The sequence below is a fragment of the Mesorhizobium sp. M0923 genome (genome assembly GCF_040319365.1).
Lineage (GTDB): Bacteria > Pseudomonadota > Alphaproteobacteria > Rhizobiales > Rhizobiaceae > Mesorhizobium.
Window position 1 is genome coordinate 38,887 of sequence record NZ_JAMYNW010000017.1, and the last position, 16,925, is coordinate 55,811.

Sequence of the window (16,925 nt, forward strand, 5' to 3'; positions counted from 1 at the left end):
CTACGCCTCCATCGTCTTAATGCGCGTCGTGCGCGGCAGGCAGGCAATTGCGTCGGACGTGGCGAGGATGATGTCGACACCCCGCGGAAAGCGCTGATTGTTCTGCTTCCATTGCTCGACGAAATGACGCGGCATTTGCGCCGGCGCGATCGTCGCCGTCTTCTCGATGCCCGGGCCTTCGAGCAGCAGCGGAGCGCCGGAGACGAGATCGCCGACCTCAAGGATCAGCGTCGTCGAACGATCGGGATAATCCTGGGTGCCTTGCGAAAACCCGTCGAGCGCCATCATCTCGGCCGGCGTGGCAATCAGCGCGAAATGTGCGTCGGCCGGGGTGTTGGCCAGCGGCGCGCCGGTATGGAAGCCAAGCCAGGATTTCACCGCCGCCGACCCCTGCAAAGCCGGGTCGAGCCAGAGCGGCGTGTCGTTGTCGCACAGCGCCAGAGCAATGGCACCGGCGGTGGCCGACAGCGGCACGGGGGGGTGGGCGAGGGCCGGCAAGGGCTGCACGCTGCCCGGCCGCGCCATCGCGTCCATCACAGCGCGGAATACGGTCTGCGCGTTGAATACCGGATCGGCGAAGCCGCCTTCGATCGATTGAGTGGCGAGGTCCATCAGTCTTCTCCGCGCACCATTGTGAAGAAATCGACCTTGGTCGCCGCCGTCTCGGCGCGGCGCTGGTCACGGGCCTTGGCCAGTGCCGCCTGCAAGGGCGCGACGAGCCTGGTCTCGACCCCGTTGCGGTGGGCCGGGTCCTGCCACAGCGCATCGGCGATTGCTGCCAGCCTTGCCTTCTGCTTGTCGCGGCCGAGCGCATAGCAGTGGCCGACATGGCCGGACGCAAGCCGCACCGTGGCACGGGTGACCGTCGCCTCGCCGACATTGAACGGCGCGCCGCTGCCGCCGATGCGGCCGCGCACGGTAACCAGGCCGGTTTCGGGGCCACGCAGAAGTTCCGCTTCACAAGGCAGGCCGGCTTCGTCCCAGAGGCGGACAATGTCGTCCCCGGCCGATTGCGCCAGCGTCGCCATTACGGCCTTGCGCTCGGCCTGCTCTCGCGCTTCCCGTCCTCGCATGGCCGCTACTCCTCGTCTGCGTGCATTTGTCGATTGATATAGACAACTATACAAATTATATCTATTATCTAGCGCGTGTCTATGACGTGTACGTGACACGGGCCAAAAGGTCGGCGCAAAGATTGGGGCGGGAATGATCGGGCAAGCAAACAGCATCGAGCGGCGCAGCGGTGTCGCGCTATGGCGGCAGATCGCCGACCAGATCCTGCACTCGATCGCCGTTGGCGATTTTCCCGAGAATGCCGCGCTGCCGCCGGAGGTGGCACTTGCCGAACGCTATGGCGTCAACCGCCATACGGTGCGCAGCGCTATCGCAGCCCTGGTGCAGGAGGGTGTGCTCAAGGCGGAGCAAGGGCGTGGCACCTTCGTGCTGTCGCGAAAGCGGCTGTCCTATCCGATCGGCGCCCGCACCCGCTTTTCCGAGGGATTGCAAGGACAGGCGTCCGAGCGGCATATCACCTTGCTCGCCTCATCGGTCGAGCCGGCCAACCGTCGTGTCGCAGAGGGCTTAGGCCTTGCGCAGGGGGCCGACGTGATACGCCTGGAAACGCGGGGCGAAGCCGATGGAATGCCGGTGTCCCGCGCTGCCGGCTGGTTCGATGCCAGGCGCTTTGCCGGCATCGATGCTGCCATGGCAGAAACCGGTTCGATCACGGCATCGCTGGCACGTTTCGGCATCGACGACTATCTCCGGCAATCGACCGTGCTGTCGGCGCGCCATGCCGATGCCGCCGACCTTGCCGACCTCGACCTGCAGCCCGGCGCCATCGTGCTGGTGACGGTCGCCGTCAACGTCACGCCCGACGGTCAGCCGATCCAGTTTTCGGAGTCGCGCTTCCCGGCCGAGCGCATCGAACTCAAACTGTCGGCGCTTTGAGACGCGGCTATCGTTGTGTCATCCGACCTGGATGACCGCCTTGATCAGCCCGGATTTCTCATGTGCCCAGCGGGCGAGGTCGCGCGGCGTCTCGCCAAGCGTGGTGCGGTGGGTGACTAGCTTTGCCAGCGGCACCGCACCGTTGCGGATTGAAGCGGCGACATGGTCGAAATCGGCGCGCAGAGCGTTGCGGCTGCCGATCAGCATCATCTCGCGCTTGTGGAATTCGGGATCGGAAAAGGCGATGTCGTCCTTGACGACGCTGACCAGCACCAGCGTGCCGCCATGCGCGACATGGGCGAAGGCCGACTGCACCGACTGGGTGTTGCCGGTGGCGTCGAAGACCGCGTCAAAACCATCGCCGTCGGTCGCCTGCCGCACCAGATCAGCGGCGGCGCCCTGCGAGCCGTTGAGGGTCGCGAAGCCGAGTTCGCTTTCGGCGAAACCCAGCCTCTCGGCACTCATGTCGAGCAGCGTCACGTCGAGCCCGGCGATGCGGGCGAACAGCGCCGTGCCGAGCCCGATCGGGCCGGCGCCGATGACCAGCGTGCGCGCACCTGGATCAGCCAGCGAGCGCCGCACGGCATGGGCGCCAATCGCTAGGAATTCGACGGCTGCCGCATCGCCCAGCGACAGGCCGTTTGCCGGATAAAGATTTTGCGCCGGCACCAGGATCTGCTCGCACATGGCGCCGTCGCGATGGACACCGAGCACCTCGATCCTGACGCAGCAATTCGGCTTGCCTTGCCGGCAGGCGATGCATTTGCCGCAGGCGAGATAGGGATTGACGATCACCGGCTCGCCGACGGTGAGATCGACGCCCTCGCCAACCTCGATCACGGTGCCCGAAACCTCGTGGCCCATGATGCGGGGATAGGCGAGGAACGGGTGCTTGCCGTCGAAAATGTGATAATCGGTGCCGCAGATGCCGACATGGTTGACCGCGACCAGCGCCCAGCCCGAGGGCGGCGCGCCAGGCGCCGGGCGATCTTCCAGGACAAGTTCGCCGGGCGAGCGGCAGACGACGGCTTTCATGCTTCAATCCAGTCGGTTCATGGCACCGCCGGCTCTGCTGTTGCGAGGCCGGCGGCTGTTAGGGGGCGATCTATTTGCCGCGGCGGCGCAGCCCGTCGAAATAGACGATGACGATGATCAGCACCCCGGTGATGATGCGCTGCCAGAAGGCGTTGACGTTGAGCAGATTGGCGCCGTTGTTGATGGTGGCAAGGATGAAGGCGCCGAGCAGCGGCCCGTGCACGGAGCCGACAGCGCCGAACAGCGACGTGCCGCCGATCACCGAAGAAGCGATCGCCTGCAATTCCCAGCCCTCGGCCTGCGTCGGATTGCCGATGCCGATGCGCGACGCGAGCAGCACGCCGACGAAGGCCGCACACAGCCCCGACAACGTATAGGCCATGTAGATTGTGCGCTGGACGTTGACGCCCGACAGACGCGATGCCTCGGCGTTGGAGCCGACCGAGAACAGGTAACGGCCCCAGCGGCTGTGGTGCAGGAAGATGTAGGCCGGAATGCCGACCAGGATCACCATCCAGAACAGATTGGGGACGCCGACGAAGGAACTGCGCGAGAACGTCTGAAAGGCGTCGTTGTTGATCGAGATCGAGTTGCCGTTGGTCATCAACAGGCCGATGCCGCGCAGCGAGGTCAGCGTCGCCAGGGTGATGATGAAGGGTGGCAAGCCCATCTTGACGATGCCGAAGCCATGGAACATGCCAATGGCGACGCCGACCAGCAAGGTAATCAGGATGGCTAGGAAAACCGGTGCGCCGGCGTTGATCAGCATCGCGACGATGACGGTGGCGAAGCCGACAACGGCGCCGACGGAAAGGTCGATGCCGCCGGTGATGATTACGAAGGTCTGGCCGACCGCCAGGATGGCGATCATCGACCCTTGCCGCAACAGGTTCGAGATGTTGTTGGCCGAGGCGAAGCTCGGCGTCGCCACCGACAAGATGATCCACAAAAGAACCAGCAGTGCCAGCAGTGTCAGCCCGAACAGGGCGTTGTAGTTGCGTTTCGGCCTTTCGGCAGCGATCGCCTCGGTGCTCATATCCGTCCTCCCGGTCTTTCTTGTTTCTCGGCCAGCGCCTGGGTGAGGATCTCCTCGTGATCAGCGGTATGAAACCCATGCGTGGCCACCAGCTTGCCGCGCCGGAACACGTGCAGCGTGTCGGCGAGCTCATAGACCTCGGGCAGGTAGGACGAGATCAGGATGATGCCGGCGCCCTTGGATAACAGCGCGCCAAACAGGCGGTAGATCTCGGCCTTGGTGCCGACATCGACGCCGACGGTCGGCTCGTCGAAGATGAACAGCTTGGCGCCGTGCGCGAGCCATTTGCCGATGACGATCTTCTGCTGATTGCCGCCGGACAGGCTGGAGGCCAGCGCACTTCGCGTCGGCGTCTTGATGCGCAGGTCGGCGATCTGGCGATCGGCCTGGGCTTTTTCCTGCGCGCGGGAGATCAGCAGATTGCTTGAGATGCGCTTGTAGATCGGCAGATTGAGGTTGAGCCCGACCGGCAGGTTGAGGCAGAGGCCCTGGTCGCGGCGGCTTTCCGGGGCCAGCGCCATGCCGAGCCTGATCGCGTCATGTTCTGAATTGACCTTGACCTCCTTGCCCTCCCAGAGGATCTGGCCGGCCGCCTTGCGGTGGCGGCCATAGAGCGTGGTGACGAACTCGCTGCGGCCGGCGCCGATCAGCCCGTAGAGGCCGACGATCTCGCCGGCGCGGACGGACATCGAGACATTTTCGAAACCCTTGCCGGACAGGTTCCTGGTTTCTACAAGCATCGCGCCCGGGGTGAAATGCTCCTTGTGGTAGACCTGCTCGATCGAGCGGTTGATCATCATCTTGACCAGCTCGGCGTCATTGGTCTCGGCGATATTCCTGGTGCCGACCAGCGTGCCGTCGCGCAGCACCGAGACGCGGTCGGCGAGCTCGAACACTTCTTCCATGCGATGGCTGATGTAGATGATGGTGACGCCTTCGCCCTTCAGCCGGCGGATCAGCGTGAACAGCTGGTCGGCCTCCTTGCGGGTGAGGTAGGCGGTCGGTTCGTCGAAGATCAGGAATTTGGTGCCGCGCACGGTGGCGCGGGCGGCGGCGATCAACTGCTGCTGACCGATGGTCAGGTCACCCAGCTTGACATGCGCCGGCAGGTCGAAGCCGAGATCGTCGATGATCTTCTGCGCCTGCCTGACCATCGCCCGCTGCTGCAGGATACCGAAACGGGAATCCTCCTCGCCGAGGAACATGTTGGCGGCGACGGTGAGATGGCGGCACAGGACGACTTCCTGATGCACGGCATTGATGCCGAGCGCCATCGCCTCATGCGGCGTCGCCAATGCGGCAGGCTTGCCCTCCCAGATGACGTCGCCGGAGGTGCGCGGCATGACGCCGGTCAGAAGCTTGATCAGGGTGGATTTGCCGGCGCCGTTCTCGCCGACGATGGCGTGGATCTCGCCGGCCTTGAAGGCGAGGTCGACCGGCTTCAGCGCGTGAGTGCCGGGATAGCGCTTTTCCAGCCCGCGGAGTTCGAGGATGGTCCTGCCCGGTTCAAGCGTTGGAGCCGGATGGAGTTCCTGCGCCGTCGACATCATGACAATCCTCCCAGATTGACCCCCAAAGATTGGCCTCGCGATTGGCACGAGTGGGATGTTTCCGGGGCGAAAAGGCCCCGGAAACAGTTCACAGCGGCGATGCTCAGTCGAGCTTCGGGTTGAGCAGCGCGTCGATCTTCGGATCCTTCATGTTGGCCTTGGTAACCAGGTTGGCGCCGGTGTCGACATTGGCTTCGACCTTCTCGCCCTTCGAGGCGGCAAGCGCCGTCTTGACGCCGTCATAGCCCATCCGGTACGGATCCTGGACGACGAGCGCCGAAATGACGCCGTCATTGAGGAACTTGATCAGCTTCTCGTCGCTGTCGAAGCCGACCAGCCCGACCTTGCCTGCGAGGCTGTTCTCGGCGATCGCCTGACCGACGCCCTGCGCCATGATCAGGTTGGAGGCGAAGATGCCCTTGAGGTTGGGGTTGGCGGTGATCAGGTCGGTGGCGATGTTGAGGCCGGTGGTGGCCTGGCCGTCGGCGTATTTGTCGGCGACCAGCTTGAGGCCGGGATATTTGGCGGCGAGCTGTTCCTTAAAACCCTGGGCGCGCTGTTCGAGCGAGCCGGCGCCCGGAAGCGCGGTGATCAGGGCGACGTCGCCCTCGACCTTGCCGCCATTGGCTTCGCCGATGGCTGCGGCAAGGCCGTCAGCGGCGACGCGGCCGCCCTGAATGTTGTCGGTGGTCAGGAACGAGGTGAAGGCCTTGGAGTCGGCACCGGAGTCGATACCGATGATCTTGACCTTGGTGGCGGCCTCGTCGATCGGCTTGCCGAGCGCCTTGGCTTCGGTCGGCGCGATGACGACGGCGGCCGGGTTGCCGGCGACGGCATTTTCGAGGATCGAGATCTGGCCGTTGACGTCGGTCTCGGCCTGGGCGCCGAGCTCCGGCACGTTGACGCCCAGGTCCTTGCCGGCCTTGCGGGCGCCGGCCAGAACGATCTGCCAGTAGAAGGACGTGGTGTCCTTGACGATGATCGGAATGGTCACGTCGGCCGCGGATGCCGGGGCCGAATGCATCACGCCGGCAAGCATCGAGGCGGCTGTGAGTGCCACGAAGGCGCGGCGATTGAGAATGCTGGTCACGAATTTCATTAGGAGTCCTCCCTAAGTCGCCCGGTGAATGTTATGGAAGCTCCATTCGGATGGCGCGGCCGAAACGGAACTTTATCAATAAAAAACATTTACCGCATTTTGATAATGCATCATCTTGGTAGGCGCAAGCGCTGTTTGATGCCTGCCTCGGATGGCTGGGCGGAAGAGTTTTTTCTGTCGGAACTCCGCTGCCAATCTCCTCCAATATGTCGCATGGAATATTAATTCCATCACTCAGTCAATATGGAATGTTCATTCTTTTTTCGGGGATGTACGAACTGCGACACCTGGCGATCACGTCAGGTGTTCGCGACTGTCGCGAGCGGTCCGGCTTAGAGCGTCGCACCGAGGTGCCACGGCACGAACTCGTTGTCGCCGTAGCCGAATTCCTCGCTCTTGGTCTTGCGGCCCGAAGCTGTCTCGACGATCAGTTCGAAGATCTCGCGGCCCATGCCGGCAATGGTCTTTTCGCCCGAGGCGATGACGCCGCAATTCACGTCCATGTCCTCTTCCATGGTGTGGTACATGGTCGAGTTGCTGGCGACCTTGATCGACGGCGTCGGCCGGCAGCCGAAGCAGGAGCCGCGGCCGGTGGTGAAGACGATGACGTTCGCGCCACCCGCCACCTGGCCGGTGGCCGAGACCGGGTCGTAGCCGGGCGTGTCCATGAACACCAGCCCGTGCCCGGTGACCTTTTCGGCATAGCCGAAGACGCCGTTGAGCGGCGTCTGGCCGCCCTTGGCGACCGCGCCGAGCGACTTTTCCAGGATGGTGGTCAGGCCGCCGCGCTTGTTGCCCGGCGAGGGATTGTTGTCGATGGATGCGCCATGCTTGGCGACATGGTCTTCCCACCATTTCACGTAGCCGTCGAGCTTGGCGGCGATCTCGGGAGTTGCGGCGCGATAGGCAAGCAGGTGCTCGGCGCCGTAGATCTCCGTCGTTTCGGAGAGGATGCCGACGCCGCCGACGCCGGCCAAAATGTCGACGGCCGCACCCAGCGCCGGGTTGGCAGTGATGCCGGACATGCCGTCGGAGCCGCCGCATTGCAGGCCGACGACGATCTCGCTGACCGGGATCGGCTCACGCTGAAGCTTGCCGACCTCTTCGGCGATCTCGGCCAGCACGACCAGCGCCTTCTCGACCGATTTGCGCGAGCCGCCGGCTTCCTGGATGTTGAAATGGCGTTTTCCCGCGGCGACGCCCTTCTGGCCATAGAGGGTGAGCTGGTTGACCTCGCAGCCGAGCCCGACCATCAGCACGCCGCCGAAATTCGGATGACGTGCATAGCCGGCCAGCGTGCGGTGCAGCACCATCATGCCATCGCCGGTGGCGCTCATGCCGCAGCCCTGGCCGTGGACGATCGGGACGAAGCCGTCGATGCCGGGATATTGCGGCAGAAGCGTGCGGTTCGCCGCGTCGGCGATGGCATGGCAGACGGTGGCCGAGCAATTGACGCTGGCGAGAATGCCGATGAAGTTGCGCGTGCCGGCACGGCCGTCGGCACGGCGGTAGCCCATGAAGGTGCGGGCGCGGTCGGCCTCGGTCGCGTGCACGGCCTCGCTCGGCGGCACCACCGGCAAACGCCCGCTTTCGAAGACCAGATTGTGCGAATGGACATGCTCGCCGGGCGCGATGTCCTGCGTGGCGCGGCCGATTGCCTGGGCGTATTTGACCACGGCTTCGCCGGCGGCAATCGGCTTGATCGCCACCTTGTGGCCCGGCTCGATCAGCGCGGCGGCGACGGCGCCACCCGGCAGTACGGTGCCGATCTCGATGCGGCCATTGGCGACCGCGACATTGTCGGCGGGAGACAGAAGAATGCTGTTTGCGGCGTTCACGGGAGCTTCCTGGGTATGTTCCTGGGTGCGCGAGCGGATTGACACGCCGCTCTTAACATATAATGTCTTTTATCGTGAAAAAACATTTTTGCGTCAATTGTTTTTTCGCCAGAGCGCGACGCGTCTTTTGGATGCGCGACGTAGGCTCTACAACCAAAACTAGCGTTGCGCATGATGTTTTCCGAAGCGATTCCGATTTCATGCGCGAGAAAAGCTTCACGCCGGCCGCAACGCCGGCGCGCCACGGGGCAGGGGATGTCGAAGAGCAACAACGTATACAAGGACGCCTATAATCGCGGTCTTAGGCTGCTCGACGAAACCAGGAGCCTGCCTTCGGAGCCGGAGCTGGGCACGCTGCTCGGCGTCAGCCGCACGACCGTCCGCACCATCCTTGCCCGCATGGAAGAGACCGGGCTGATCGATTGGAACAAGCGCAGCAAGACGGTTCTGCGCGAGCCGCGGCCGGACGATTTTTTTCCCGAGGAAGAGACCGACACGCTGGCCGAGATCATCGAACGCTCCTTCATGCGGCGGCTGCTTGCCGGTGGCGCCGAGGCCGGCATGCAGATCAACGAACTCGAACTGGCGCGCGAGATCGGCGTCGGCACCACCAGCGTGCGCGAATTCCTGATCCGCTTCTCGCGCTTCGGCCTGATCGAGAAGCGCCGCAACAGTCATTGGGTGCTGAAAGGCTTTACCCGCGCCTTCGCGCTGGAGCTGACCGAAATCCGCGAGATGTTCGAACTGCGCTCGGCCGCCGCCTTTGCCGCTCTGCCCGAGGACAGCCCGGTCTGGGCCGACCTCGACAGCCTGGAAGACGAGCATCGCCTGCTGGCGCGCGAGATCGCCGTGCGCTTCAACGCGTTCTCCGAGCTCGACGAGCGCTTTCACCGGCTGATCCACCGCGCCTCGCACAACCGCTTCATCGTCGATTTCTACGACGTCATCGCCATGATCTTCCACTACCACTACCAGTGGAACAAGGCGCAGGAGCGCGAGCGCAACGAAGTCGCGGTCCAGGAGCATCTCGCCTATATCGCCGCGCTCAAATCGCGCGATCTCGCCAAGGTCGACGCCGCCTGCCGCAAGCACCTGAAATCGGCCCGCCACACGCTGCTGACGTCGATCCCGGAGGGCAGGCAGCCGCTGCGCGCGTGATTGTGTTGCGTTGCCGCAGCAACGTTTTGGCGATTTTCCGGCCGCCGGCTCCGTGCTAGAGAGCTGACGTTGCTGCGTGAAGAGGCTGGTTCTTGACCATACGCCGGAGACGATGGAGCATGCCGGTCGCGTTCGCCGCGGCCTGGCTTTTCGTGCTCCAGTCGATGTTCGGCGCGTTTGCTTCCGGCATCGAGCCGAACGCCTCGCAATTCGATGCTTTCGGCAACACGATCTGCACCCATGACGGTGCGGCGCAACTCCCGGCCGGGGATCCGCATCAGCAGCACATGCCGGCTTGCTGCATGCTTGGCTGCAACCTCGTTTCGGCGGTCTACGCGCCGCCCGATGCCACCGGGAGCCTGTCTCGCAGCCCTTCCGTCGAAACCATCGCCTTTTTCCTGCCGGCCTTCCGGCATCGCGATTTCGCCCGCGCCCGCACTCCGTCCAATCCGCGCGCACCACCGGCGACGGCCTGATCCGTTCTGGTTTGCGCCGCGCACACCCTTGGCCGGCGCGTTTATCGACATCGTTCGCGACCGGCATCGGCGCGATCTCTTAAAATCCACGGAGCAATCATGTCTCACTCTTTTCGCGCTGCCGCATCCAGCCGCAGGCGCTTCTCACTGGGTAGTTTCGAGCAGCGTCTCGGCGTCGCCCTTTGCGTTCTTGCCCTCCTGTTCGCCAACGCCCAGACGGTGTTGGCACATGAGTTCAAGCTTGGCGGTCTCGAGATCGGGCACCCCTGGTCGCGCGCCACGCCAGCCGGCGCCAAGGTAGCCGGCGGCTACTTCACCATCACCAACACCGGCAGTGCGCCGGATCGCCTGCTGTCGATCACCTCCGACATTTCGGTTAAGGCCGAACTGCACGAGATGGGCGTCAGCAATGGCGTCATGACCATGCGGCCGGTCACCGGCGGCCTCGAAATCCCGGCCGGCGGCAAGGTCGCGCTGGCGCCTAAGGGCTATCATTTGATGTTCATGGATTTGAAGCGGCGGCCCAAGGAGGGCGAAATGTTCTCCGCCACGCTGACCTTCGAGAAAGCCGGGCCCGTGCAGATTGAATTCGCCGTGCAAGGCATCGGCAGTGCGGCACCCCAGGACGACGACTGACTTGGCCGCTTCGAGAGGTACCATCATGAAGAAATCTCTTTTGCCCGGCTGCGTGCTTCTTGTTCTCGGGACCAGCGCGGCCTTCGCCCACATCACGCTCGAAACGCCGGAGGCGGCGGTCGGCTCGACCTACAAGGCGGTTCTTCGGGTGCCGCATGGCTGCGAGGGCAAGGCAACGACCGCCTTGCGCGTGCAGATCCCGGAAGGGGTGCTCTCGGTCAAACCGATGCCGAAGCCGGGCTGGACGCTGCAGGTCAAGAACGGCAAATACGAGAAGTCCTACCAGCTCTACGGCCAGGCAGTGACCAGCGGCGTCAAGGAGGTCGACTGGAGCGCCGGCAGCCTGCCGGACGAATTCTACGACGAATTCGTCTTTCGCACGACACTGGCGTCCGACCTGCCGGCAGGCCAGACGCTGCATTTCCCGGTGGTGCAGGAATGTGACGGCGTCGCCGATCGCTGGATTGAAATTCCGGCGGTCGGGCAGGCTGAGGACGCGCTGGAATTTCCGGCGCCCGGCCTCAAGCTGCTGCCGAAGAAGTGAGCTCCAGCGGCGCGCTTTGGCGGATGAGCGCGCCGCTGCTCTTGGCGGTGAGATGAGCGCGGCATCCTTCCTGCGGCGAGCTTGCATGGCCGGCAACCATTCTGGCCGGCTTGTGGCTGGCCTGCTCGCCGCCATCGTGCTGCTCGCCGTAATTGCCATGCCTGATCCGGCCTTCGCCCATGCGGCGCTGATCAAGGCCGAGCCGGCTGACGGTGCGGTGCTGGCGCAGAGCCCGTCGCAGATGTCGCTGACCTTCAGCGAGCCGGTTTCGCCGCTGGTGCTGACGCTGGTGCGGCCCGACGGCACGGCGGTCCCGCTGAGCTCTTTCCAGCTCAGCGGCCAGACCGTCGAGATCGACAATCCGCAGGCGCTGACATCCGGCACGCATGTGCTGAGCTGGCGAGTGATCTCCGCCGACGGGCATCCGGTCGGCGGCTCGGTGCTGTTCTCGGTCGGCGCACCGAGTGCTGCGCCGGCCGCCTCCGAAGCCGTCGACCGGGTGCTTCGAACGGCGATCTGGATCGGCAAGATTTTTCTATATATCGGCCTGTTTTTCGGCGTCGGGGGTGCCTTTGCGCTGGCCTGGCTGGCGCAAGGCGGGCGATCCGGCCAGCGCCTGATCGTCGCGGCAATCCTGTGCGGGCTGGCCGCCGCAACGCTGTCGCTCGGCCTGCAGGGGCTGGATGCGCTTGGCGCGCCGCTTGCCCGGCTGGCGCAGCCGGTCATCTGGCAGACCGGGCTGGGCACCAGCTTCGGCTGGACGGTGCTGATCGCGCTGATGGCGCTCGGCCTCAGCCTATTATCGCTGGTCGTGCCGCCCGCCGACGCAAAGCCGCTCGCCTTGGCCGGACTGGCTGGCGTCGGCGCAGCACTTGCCGCCAGCGGGCATGCCAGTGCCGCCGAGCCGCAATGGCTGACCAGGCCGATGGTGTTTCTGCACGGAACTGGTATCGCCGTCTGGGCCGGGGCGCTGGCGCCGCTTGGTCTTGCCTTGAAACGGCAGCCGGCCAAAGCCGGGCCATTGCTGCGACGGTTTTCGCGAGCGATCCTGTTCGTCGTGGCCGTGCTTGCGGCAGCCGGCATCGTGCTCGCCGTCATCCAGGTGCAAACGCCGTCGGCGCTGGTCCACACCGCTTATGGCCGGCTGCTGCTGCTCAAGCTCGTGCTACTCGTCTTTCTGTTCACGCTCGCCGCCGTCAACCGCTTCAAGCTCACGGCCTCGGCCGAGGCAGGAAATACGGAAGTCCAGCGGCGGCTGGCCCGCTCGATCGCCATCGAGGTGCTGATCGTGGTGGCGATCTTCGGAGTTGGCGCCGGCTGGCGCTTCACGCCGCCGCCGCGGGCGCTGGCAATCGCCGCGGCACAGCCGGCATCGGTGCATATCCACACGCAGCAAGCGATGGCCGATCTCAGCATTGCGCCCGGCCACACCGGACCTGTTGCTGCTTCGATCTTCATCATGAGCGGCGATTTCGGCCCGCTCGACGCCAAGCAGGTGACGCTGGTGCTGTCAAAGCCCGATTCCGGCATCGAGCCGATAAAACGCCCTGCGACGAAGCCCGGCGACGGCACCTGGCGCGTCGACGATCTCGTCATTCCGGTCGCCGGCCGGTGGACAGCGCGGCTCGATATCCTGGTCTCGGATTTCGAGATGGTGAAGATCGAAGCGCCGATCGATATCCGGCCATGAAGACGGCGCTGGTCTGCGCAACACAATTCGGCGAGACGGTTGACGCGGCCTTGAAGGCCCGTCAATCATCGTCATCAAGAATGGGCATCCAACCCAATCGCGGGCTCAAACCAACAAGATCCGAAAGCAGGGAAGAAACGATGGAAAAAGCCGAAATCGGCCTGATCGGCCTTGGCACGATGGGCTCCAACCTGGCGCTCAATATCGCCGAGAAGGGGCACCGCATCGCCGTCTTCAACCGCACCGCGGCGCGCACCGATGCCTTTGTCGAAAATGCCGGCGCGCTCAGAGATAGGGTGGTGCCCTGCTATAGCCTCGAGGAACTGGCCGCCGCGATCCGGCCGCCGCGGCCGATCATCATCATGGTGCTGGCCGGCAAGCCGGTCGACGAGCAGATCACGGCATTGCGCGGCGTGCTGTCGGCCAACGACATCGTCATCGACGCCGGTAATGCCAATTTCCGCGATACGATGCGGCGCTTCTCGGAGCTTACCGATTCGGGCCTGACCTTCATCGGCATGGGCGTGTCCGGCGGCGAGGAGGGCGCACGCCACGGTCCCTCGATCATGGTCGGCGGCACCGAAGAGTCCTGGAGGCGCGTCGAAAGAGTGCTGACCGCAATCTCGGCCAAGTTCAAGGGCGAGCCTTGCGCGGCGTGGCTTGGCACCGACGGCGCCGGCCATTTCGTCAAGACCATCCACAACGGCATCGAATATGCCGATATGCAGATGATCGCCGAGATCTACGGCATCTTGCGTGACGGGCTAGGCATGGGGCCGAAAGAGATCACTGAGGTGTTTTCCCAGTGGAACACGGGCAGGCTCAACTCGTACCTGATCGAGATCACCGCCAAGGTGCTGGCCGCCGACGACCCCAAGACCGGCAAACCGGTGGTCGACATCATTCTCGACCGCGCCGGCCAGAAGGGCACCGGCAAATGGTCGGTGATCGAAGCGCAGCAGCTCGGCATCCCGGCCACCGCAATCGAGGCGGCGGTGGCGGCACGCGTGCTGTCGTCGATCAAGGACGAGCGGCTGGCCGCCGAAAAGGTCTATGGCGGCGGCGTGAGCAAGATTTCCGGAGACAGGGACGCCCTGCTCGCCGATCTCGAGCTGGCGCTGTTTGCCGGCAAGATCGCCGCCTACGCGCAAGGCTTCGCGGTGATGAGCGGCGCGTCGAAGGAATTCAACTGGAACCTGCCGATGCCGGTCATCGCCAAGATCTGGCGGGCCGGCTGCATCATACGCTCGCAATTGCTGGATACGATGGCGGAGGCCTTCGGCGCCGGCGGCGCAGCCACCAACCTGTTGATGGCGCCGGCTTTCGTTTCATTGATGCAGGAGGCACATCCGTCGCTTCGCCGTGTCGTGGCAAGGGCAGCCGAAGCCGGCTCGCCGGTGCCGGCCCTGTCATCGGCACTTGCCTATTTCGACAGTTACCGGCAGGGCCGCGGCACTTCGAACCTGATCCAGGCGCAACGCGATTTCTTCGGCGCGCACGGCTTCGAGCGCATCGACGGGCAGGGCGCTTTCCATGGCCCATGGGGGAGTGGGGCGGCGGGTTAGCGCCCTATTTCGGCCGTCCAAGCCGCCTCGGCGACTTCCCAATAGCTGCCGTTCTTTCGCCGGGGCAACGCCGCAACTGTCTGCTGCGCATCATAGCGCGTCCAAAAGCAAGGCACCCCGAGCCGATCCGACCAATGCTTGTGGCAGCTTCGGCGCGCGCCGCTATCCGACCACGAAAAAAGCGTGACCCGCGCAGGACGAAACGAAGCGGAGGCGAACGTTGGAGCTACCTCAATGCCCGATTGGAAGCGGTCAGTGGCGGTCGTTTGACCTGTGCGGGGCCGCCAATCGGCAGGCCCCGCAGGCTGCTGCTTCAGTGGCCGTTGGCCGCGATCGAAACCGCCTCCCAATCCTTCCAGGTCTGGAGGCGCTTGGCGTAGATATCCACGATGGTCTTGGTTGGGGTGAGCCCGAAAAAGATCCGGGTCGGGGGCTCGGCGGCATCGACGACCTGCAGGATCGCCGGACCCGTCGCCGTCGGTTCGCCAATGAACTCCGCGGGCAGGTTGGCCCAGATGTCTGCCTGGCCACGGCGCAGAGGGTCATACTGCGGCGCCGGGTTGGCGTGGACGGCCGAGCCCCTGCCCCAGTCGGTGGCATAGCCGCCCGGTTCCACCAAGGTCACTTTGATGCCGAACGGGGCAACCTCCTGCGCCAGCGACTCGGTGAGGCCTTCGACCGCCCACTTGGAGGCGTGATAGGCCCCCAGATTGGGGTAGGACATCAGGCCACCGATGCTGGACACCTGGATGATATGGCCATGCCCCTGCTTGCGCAGGATGGGCAAGACAGCCTGCGTGACGTTCAGCACACCGAAGAAATTCACTTCGAGCTGATCGCGCACCTGCTGCTCCGTGACTTCTTCGACCGCACCGAAAAGGCCGTAGCCCGCATTGTTGACGACAACGTCGAGACCACCAAATGTTTTGGCAGCCTGTCCGACAGCGGCAATTGCGGCGGCGCGATCGGTCACATCCAGCCGCAGGGGCAGGACCGCATCGCGGAATTGAGTGACGAGATCCTGCAAGGCCTCAGGCTGCCGGCTCGTCGCGGCAACCCTGTCGCCGCGCTCGAGTGCGGCTTCCGCCCACACTCGACCAAAGCCACGGTTGGCGCCTGTAATGAACCAGACTTTCGACATCGATCTACCTCATGGTTGCGTGCCATTGGGCACTTCTCTTGAGGTAGGCAGGCCCCCTGTCGAATTCATTTGCAGGTTGCGACAGAAAACTGGCGATGGGCGCCAATCTCTAGTTTAGGCGAGAGGCCTCGGTGTTCTGCTCGCGCCACCGTGCGGGGGTGACACCTTCCCATTCGCGGAAGGCGCGATAGAACGAGCTGGTATCCTGATACCCTAATAGATAGGCAATCTCATCAGCCGCGTTCGCGCCGCTGGCCAGCATTTCGCGACCGAGTTCCTGGCGGGAAGCCTCCAGTAGCAGCCTGAAACTTGTCCCAGATTCCGAAATACGGCGCTGCAGCGTGCGTTCGCTCATCCCCAGGACGTTGGCCACGTCCGATAGTTCGGGCTTGCCGCTGGCCAACCGCCGCTTCAGGACAATCTTCACTTGTTCTGGCAACGAGCTTTGCGCATCGATCTCGTCGAGCGAGGCCAACAGTGCCGGTGTAAGGATGGCGAGCAGTTCGGGGTTGTGCCCAGCGAACGGTCGATCCAGATCATCGGCACGCAGCACCAGCTGGTTCTTGGGCGCCCCGAAGGTTATTGGCGCTCCGAGGTACTCCTTGTGCGCTCGGGTCGTCGGGCCTTTTCGGGTCATGTCCACTCGCAGCGGGACGATGTGACGACCTGTTCCGCGTCGTCCCAGTTCAAGGATTGCTGCAAACGTCACATCGACCGCTACGTCAGGCTCCGTGCCAACGGCGTGGATCCAGTCGAAGCTGACAAAAGCCTCACCATCACGTTCTATCACGTGCAGCTCTTCCGGGGTGCAAAGCCGCTTGAACCTGGCAAGACGGTTGAGGCCGTCACGGAAATCCTTGGCGAAGAAGGCCGACATGGTCGCGGGGGGATGGACCGATGTATCTGCCGCAACTGTGATATGCAGCCCGATCGCAGGGTCGCCCGATAGCTCCTCCAGTGCTTGCCAGAGTTCGAAGTATTGAGCGGTATTGACCCAAGCGTCTTCGGAAATGTGGAGGGTCGCAGGCAACCGAGCTTGCCTCAACAATGCCGCTGGTGAGATGCCAGCCCGCTCTACAGCGCGCCAAAAGGCCTGTGGGACTTTGCATCTGTCGATTGGTAGCCGTGTCATGGCAGTCTTTCACTCACCCGTAATGGCGGCATATGAGCGCCGCTGTCCTATCGTCGTCTAGCCCGGCCCCAGTTC

The 16,925-nt window shown here is 64.1% G+C and carries 16 protein-coding genes; 7 read left to right on the forward strand and 9 right to left on the reverse strand.

Annotated elements, in window-relative coordinates:
• Positions 1–612 (reverse strand): phosphonate C-P lyase system protein PhnH, encoded by a 612-nt coding sequence (gene phnH / locus NKH89_RS25140; protein ID WP_352495514.1) that lies wholly within the window; start codon positions 610–612, stop codon positions 1–3.
• Positions 612–1,073, reverse strand: coding sequence for a phosphonate C-P lyase system protein PhnG (gene phnG, locus NKH89_RS25145; RefSeq protein WP_352495513.1), 462 nt, complete (start codon positions 1,071–1,073; stop codon positions 612–614). The genes phnH and phnG overlap by 1 nt, the downstream gene beginning before the upstream one ends.
• A gap of 133 nt (positions 1,074–1,206) precedes the next feature.
• On the opposite strand from phnG, the gene phnF reads away from it, so the two are divergent.
• Positions 1,207–1,950, forward strand: a complete 744-nt coding sequence (gene phnF, locus NKH89_RS25150; protein ID WP_352483624.1) for a phosphonate metabolism transcriptional regulator PhnF — start codon at positions 1,207–1,209, stop codon at positions 1,948–1,950.
• A gap of 18 nt (positions 1,951–1,968) precedes the next feature.
• On the opposite strand, the gene NKH89_RS25155 is transcribed toward phnF, so the two are convergent.
• The 5 genes from NKH89_RS25155 to NKH89_RS25175 all read right to left on the reverse strand — a co-directional run bounded on the left by NKH89_RS25155 (position 1,969) and on the right by NKH89_RS25175 (position 8,508).
• A complete protein-coding gene (locus tag NKH89_RS25155) occupies positions 1,969–2,985 on the reverse strand; it encodes a zinc-binding alcohol dehydrogenase family protein (protein ID WP_352495512.1) in 1,017 nt (338 codons plus the stop codon).
• Positions 2,986–3,055: 70 nt separating this feature from the next.
• Complete coding sequence (locus NKH89_RS25160) at positions 3,056–4,021, reverse strand: ABC transporter permease (protein ID WP_352910452.1); 966 nt, start codon at positions 4,019–4,021, stop codon at positions 3,056–3,058.
• On the reverse strand, positions 4,018–5,571 hold the full coding sequence (locus NKH89_RS25165; RefSeq protein WP_023721964.1) for a sugar ABC transporter ATP-binding protein: 1,554 nt from the start codon (positions 5,569–5,571) through the stop codon (positions 4,018–4,020). The genes NKH89_RS25160 and NKH89_RS25165 overlap by 4 nt, the downstream gene beginning before the upstream one ends.
• Positions 5,572–5,674: 103 nt before the next feature.
• The gene (locus tag NKH89_RS25170) at positions 5,675–6,670 is read right to left on the reverse strand and encodes an ABC transporter substrate-binding protein (protein WP_352910455.1); all 996 of its coding nucleotides are present in this window, start codon (positions 6,668–6,670) and stop codon (positions 5,675–5,677) included.
• A gap of 332 nt (positions 6,671–7,002) precedes the next feature.
• Entirely contained in the window at positions 7,003–8,508 is a 1,506-nt protein-coding gene (locus tag NKH89_RS25175; protein ID WP_031194923.1) for a UxaA family hydrolase, read from the reverse strand.
• A gap of 255 nt (positions 8,509–8,763) precedes the next feature.
• Here NKH89_RS25175 and NKH89_RS25180 point away from each other — a divergent pair, with 255 nt between their 5' ends.
• The 6 genes from NKH89_RS25180 (at position 8,764) to gnd (ending at position 14,577) form a co-directional block, all read left to right on the forward strand.
• The gene (locus NKH89_RS25180; protein ID WP_352483619.1) at positions 8,764–9,666 is read left to right on the forward strand and encodes a GntR family transcriptional regulator; all 903 of its coding nucleotides are present in this window, start codon (positions 8,764–8,766) and stop codon (positions 9,664–9,666) included.
• 119 nt (positions 9,667–9,785) lie between these two features.
• The gene (locus tag NKH89_RS25185) at positions 9,786–10,142 is read left to right on the forward strand and encodes a DUF2946 family protein (RefSeq protein ID WP_352483618.1); all 357 of its coding nucleotides are present in this window, start codon (positions 9,786–9,788) and stop codon (positions 10,140–10,142) included.
• A gap of 99 nt (positions 10,143–10,241) precedes the next feature.
• Positions 10,242–10,778 (forward strand): copper chaperone PCu(A)C, encoded by a 537-nt coding sequence (locus NKH89_RS25190; RefSeq protein ID WP_352483617.1) that lies wholly within the window; start codon positions 10,242–10,244, stop codon positions 10,776–10,778.
• Between the two features lie 25 nt (positions 10,779–10,803).
• Complete coding sequence (locus NKH89_RS25195; protein WP_023721958.1) at positions 10,804–11,322, forward strand: YcnI family copper-binding membrane protein; 519 nt, start codon at positions 10,804–10,806, stop codon at positions 11,320–11,322.
• A gap of 52 nt (positions 11,323–11,374) precedes the next feature.
• The gene (locus NKH89_RS25200; RefSeq protein ID WP_502896942.1) at positions 11,375–13,012 is read left to right on the forward strand and encodes a copper resistance CopC/CopD family protein; all 1,638 of its coding nucleotides are present in this window, start codon (positions 11,375–11,377) and stop codon (positions 13,010–13,012) included.
• Between the two features lie 140 nt (positions 13,013–13,152).
• Positions 13,153–14,577 carry an NADP-dependent phosphogluconate dehydrogenase gene (gene gnd, locus NKH89_RS25205; RefSeq protein ID WP_352910463.1) on the forward strand — a complete coding sequence of 475 codons (1,425 nt, stop codon included), beginning with the start codon at positions 13,153–13,155 and terminating at the stop codon, positions 14,575–14,577.
• Between the two features lie 313 nt (positions 14,578–14,890).
• Here gnd and NKH89_RS25210 read toward each other — a convergent pair whose 3' ends face one another.
• Entirely contained in the window at positions 14,891–15,718 is an 828-nt protein-coding gene (locus tag NKH89_RS25210; protein ID WP_352495508.1) for an SDR family NAD(P)-dependent oxidoreductase, read from the reverse strand.
• A gap of 109 nt (positions 15,719–15,827) precedes the next feature.
• On the reverse strand, positions 15,828–16,850 hold the full coding sequence (locus NKH89_RS25215) for an AraC family transcriptional regulator (RefSeq protein WP_352592771.1): 1,023 nt from the start codon (positions 16,848–16,850) through the stop codon (positions 15,828–15,830).
• Between the last annotated feature and the right edge of the window lie 75 nt (positions 16,851–16,925).

Excerpts from the sequence above, each read along its gene's own strand:
- NKH89_RS25190 (WP_352483617.1), top strand. The coding sequence starts at position 10,242 with ATGTCTCACTCTTTTCGCGCTGCCGCATCCAGCCGCAGGCGCTTCTCA.
- NKH89_RS25185 (WP_352483618.1), top strand. The coding sequence starts at position 9,786 with ATGCCGGTCGCGTTCGCCGCGGCCTGGCTTTTCGTGCTCCAGTCGATG.
- phnG (WP_352495513.1), bottom strand. The coding sequence starts at position 1,073 with ATGCGAGGACGGGAAGCGCGAGAGCAGGCCGAGCGCAAGGCCGTAATG.
- NKH89_RS25160 (WP_352910452.1), bottom strand. The coding sequence starts at position 4,021 with ATGAGCACCGAGGCGATCGCTGCCGAAAGGCCGAAACGCAACTACAAC.
- NKH89_RS25200 (WP_502896942.1), top strand. The coding sequence starts at position 11,375 with ATGAGCGCGGCATCCTTCCTGCGGCGAGCTTGCATGGCCGGCAACCAT.
- phnH (WP_352495514.1), bottom strand. The coding sequence starts at position 612 with ATGGACCTCGCCACTCAATCGATCGAAGGCGGCTTCGCCGATCCGGTA.
- NKH89_RS25210 (WP_352495508.1), bottom strand. The coding sequence starts at position 15,718 with ATGTCGAAAGTCTGGTTCATTACAGGCGCCAACCGTGGCTTTGGTCGA.
- phnF (WP_352483624.1), top strand. The coding sequence starts at position 1,207 with ATGATCGGGCAAGCAAACAGCATCGAGCGGCGCAGCGGTGTCGCGCTA.
- NKH89_RS25155 (WP_352495512.1), bottom strand. The coding sequence starts at position 2,985 with ATGAAAGCCGTCGTCTGCCGCTCGCCCGGCGAACTTGTCCTGGAAGAT.
- NKH89_RS25165 (WP_023721964.1), bottom strand. The coding sequence starts at position 5,571 with ATGATGTCGACGGCGCAGGAACTCCATCCGGCTCCAACGCTTGAACCG.
- NKH89_RS25215 (WP_352592771.1), bottom strand. The coding sequence starts at position 16,850 with ATGACACGGCTACCAATCGACAGATGCAAAGTCCCACAGGCCTTTTGG.
- gnd (WP_352910463.1), top strand. The coding sequence starts at position 13,153 with ATGGAAAAAGCCGAAATCGGCCTGATCGGCCTTGGCACGATGGGCTCC.
- NKH89_RS25195 (WP_023721958.1), top strand. The coding sequence starts at position 10,804 with ATGAAGAAATCTCTTTTGCCCGGCTGCGTGCTTCTTGTTCTCGGGACC.
- NKH89_RS25170 (WP_352910455.1), bottom strand. The coding sequence starts at position 6,670 with ATGAAATTCGTGACCAGCATTCTCAATCGCCGCGCCTTCGTGGCACTC.
- NKH89_RS25180 (WP_352483619.1), top strand. The coding sequence starts at position 8,764 with ATGTCGAAGAGCAACAACGTATACAAGGACGCCTATAATCGCGGTCTT.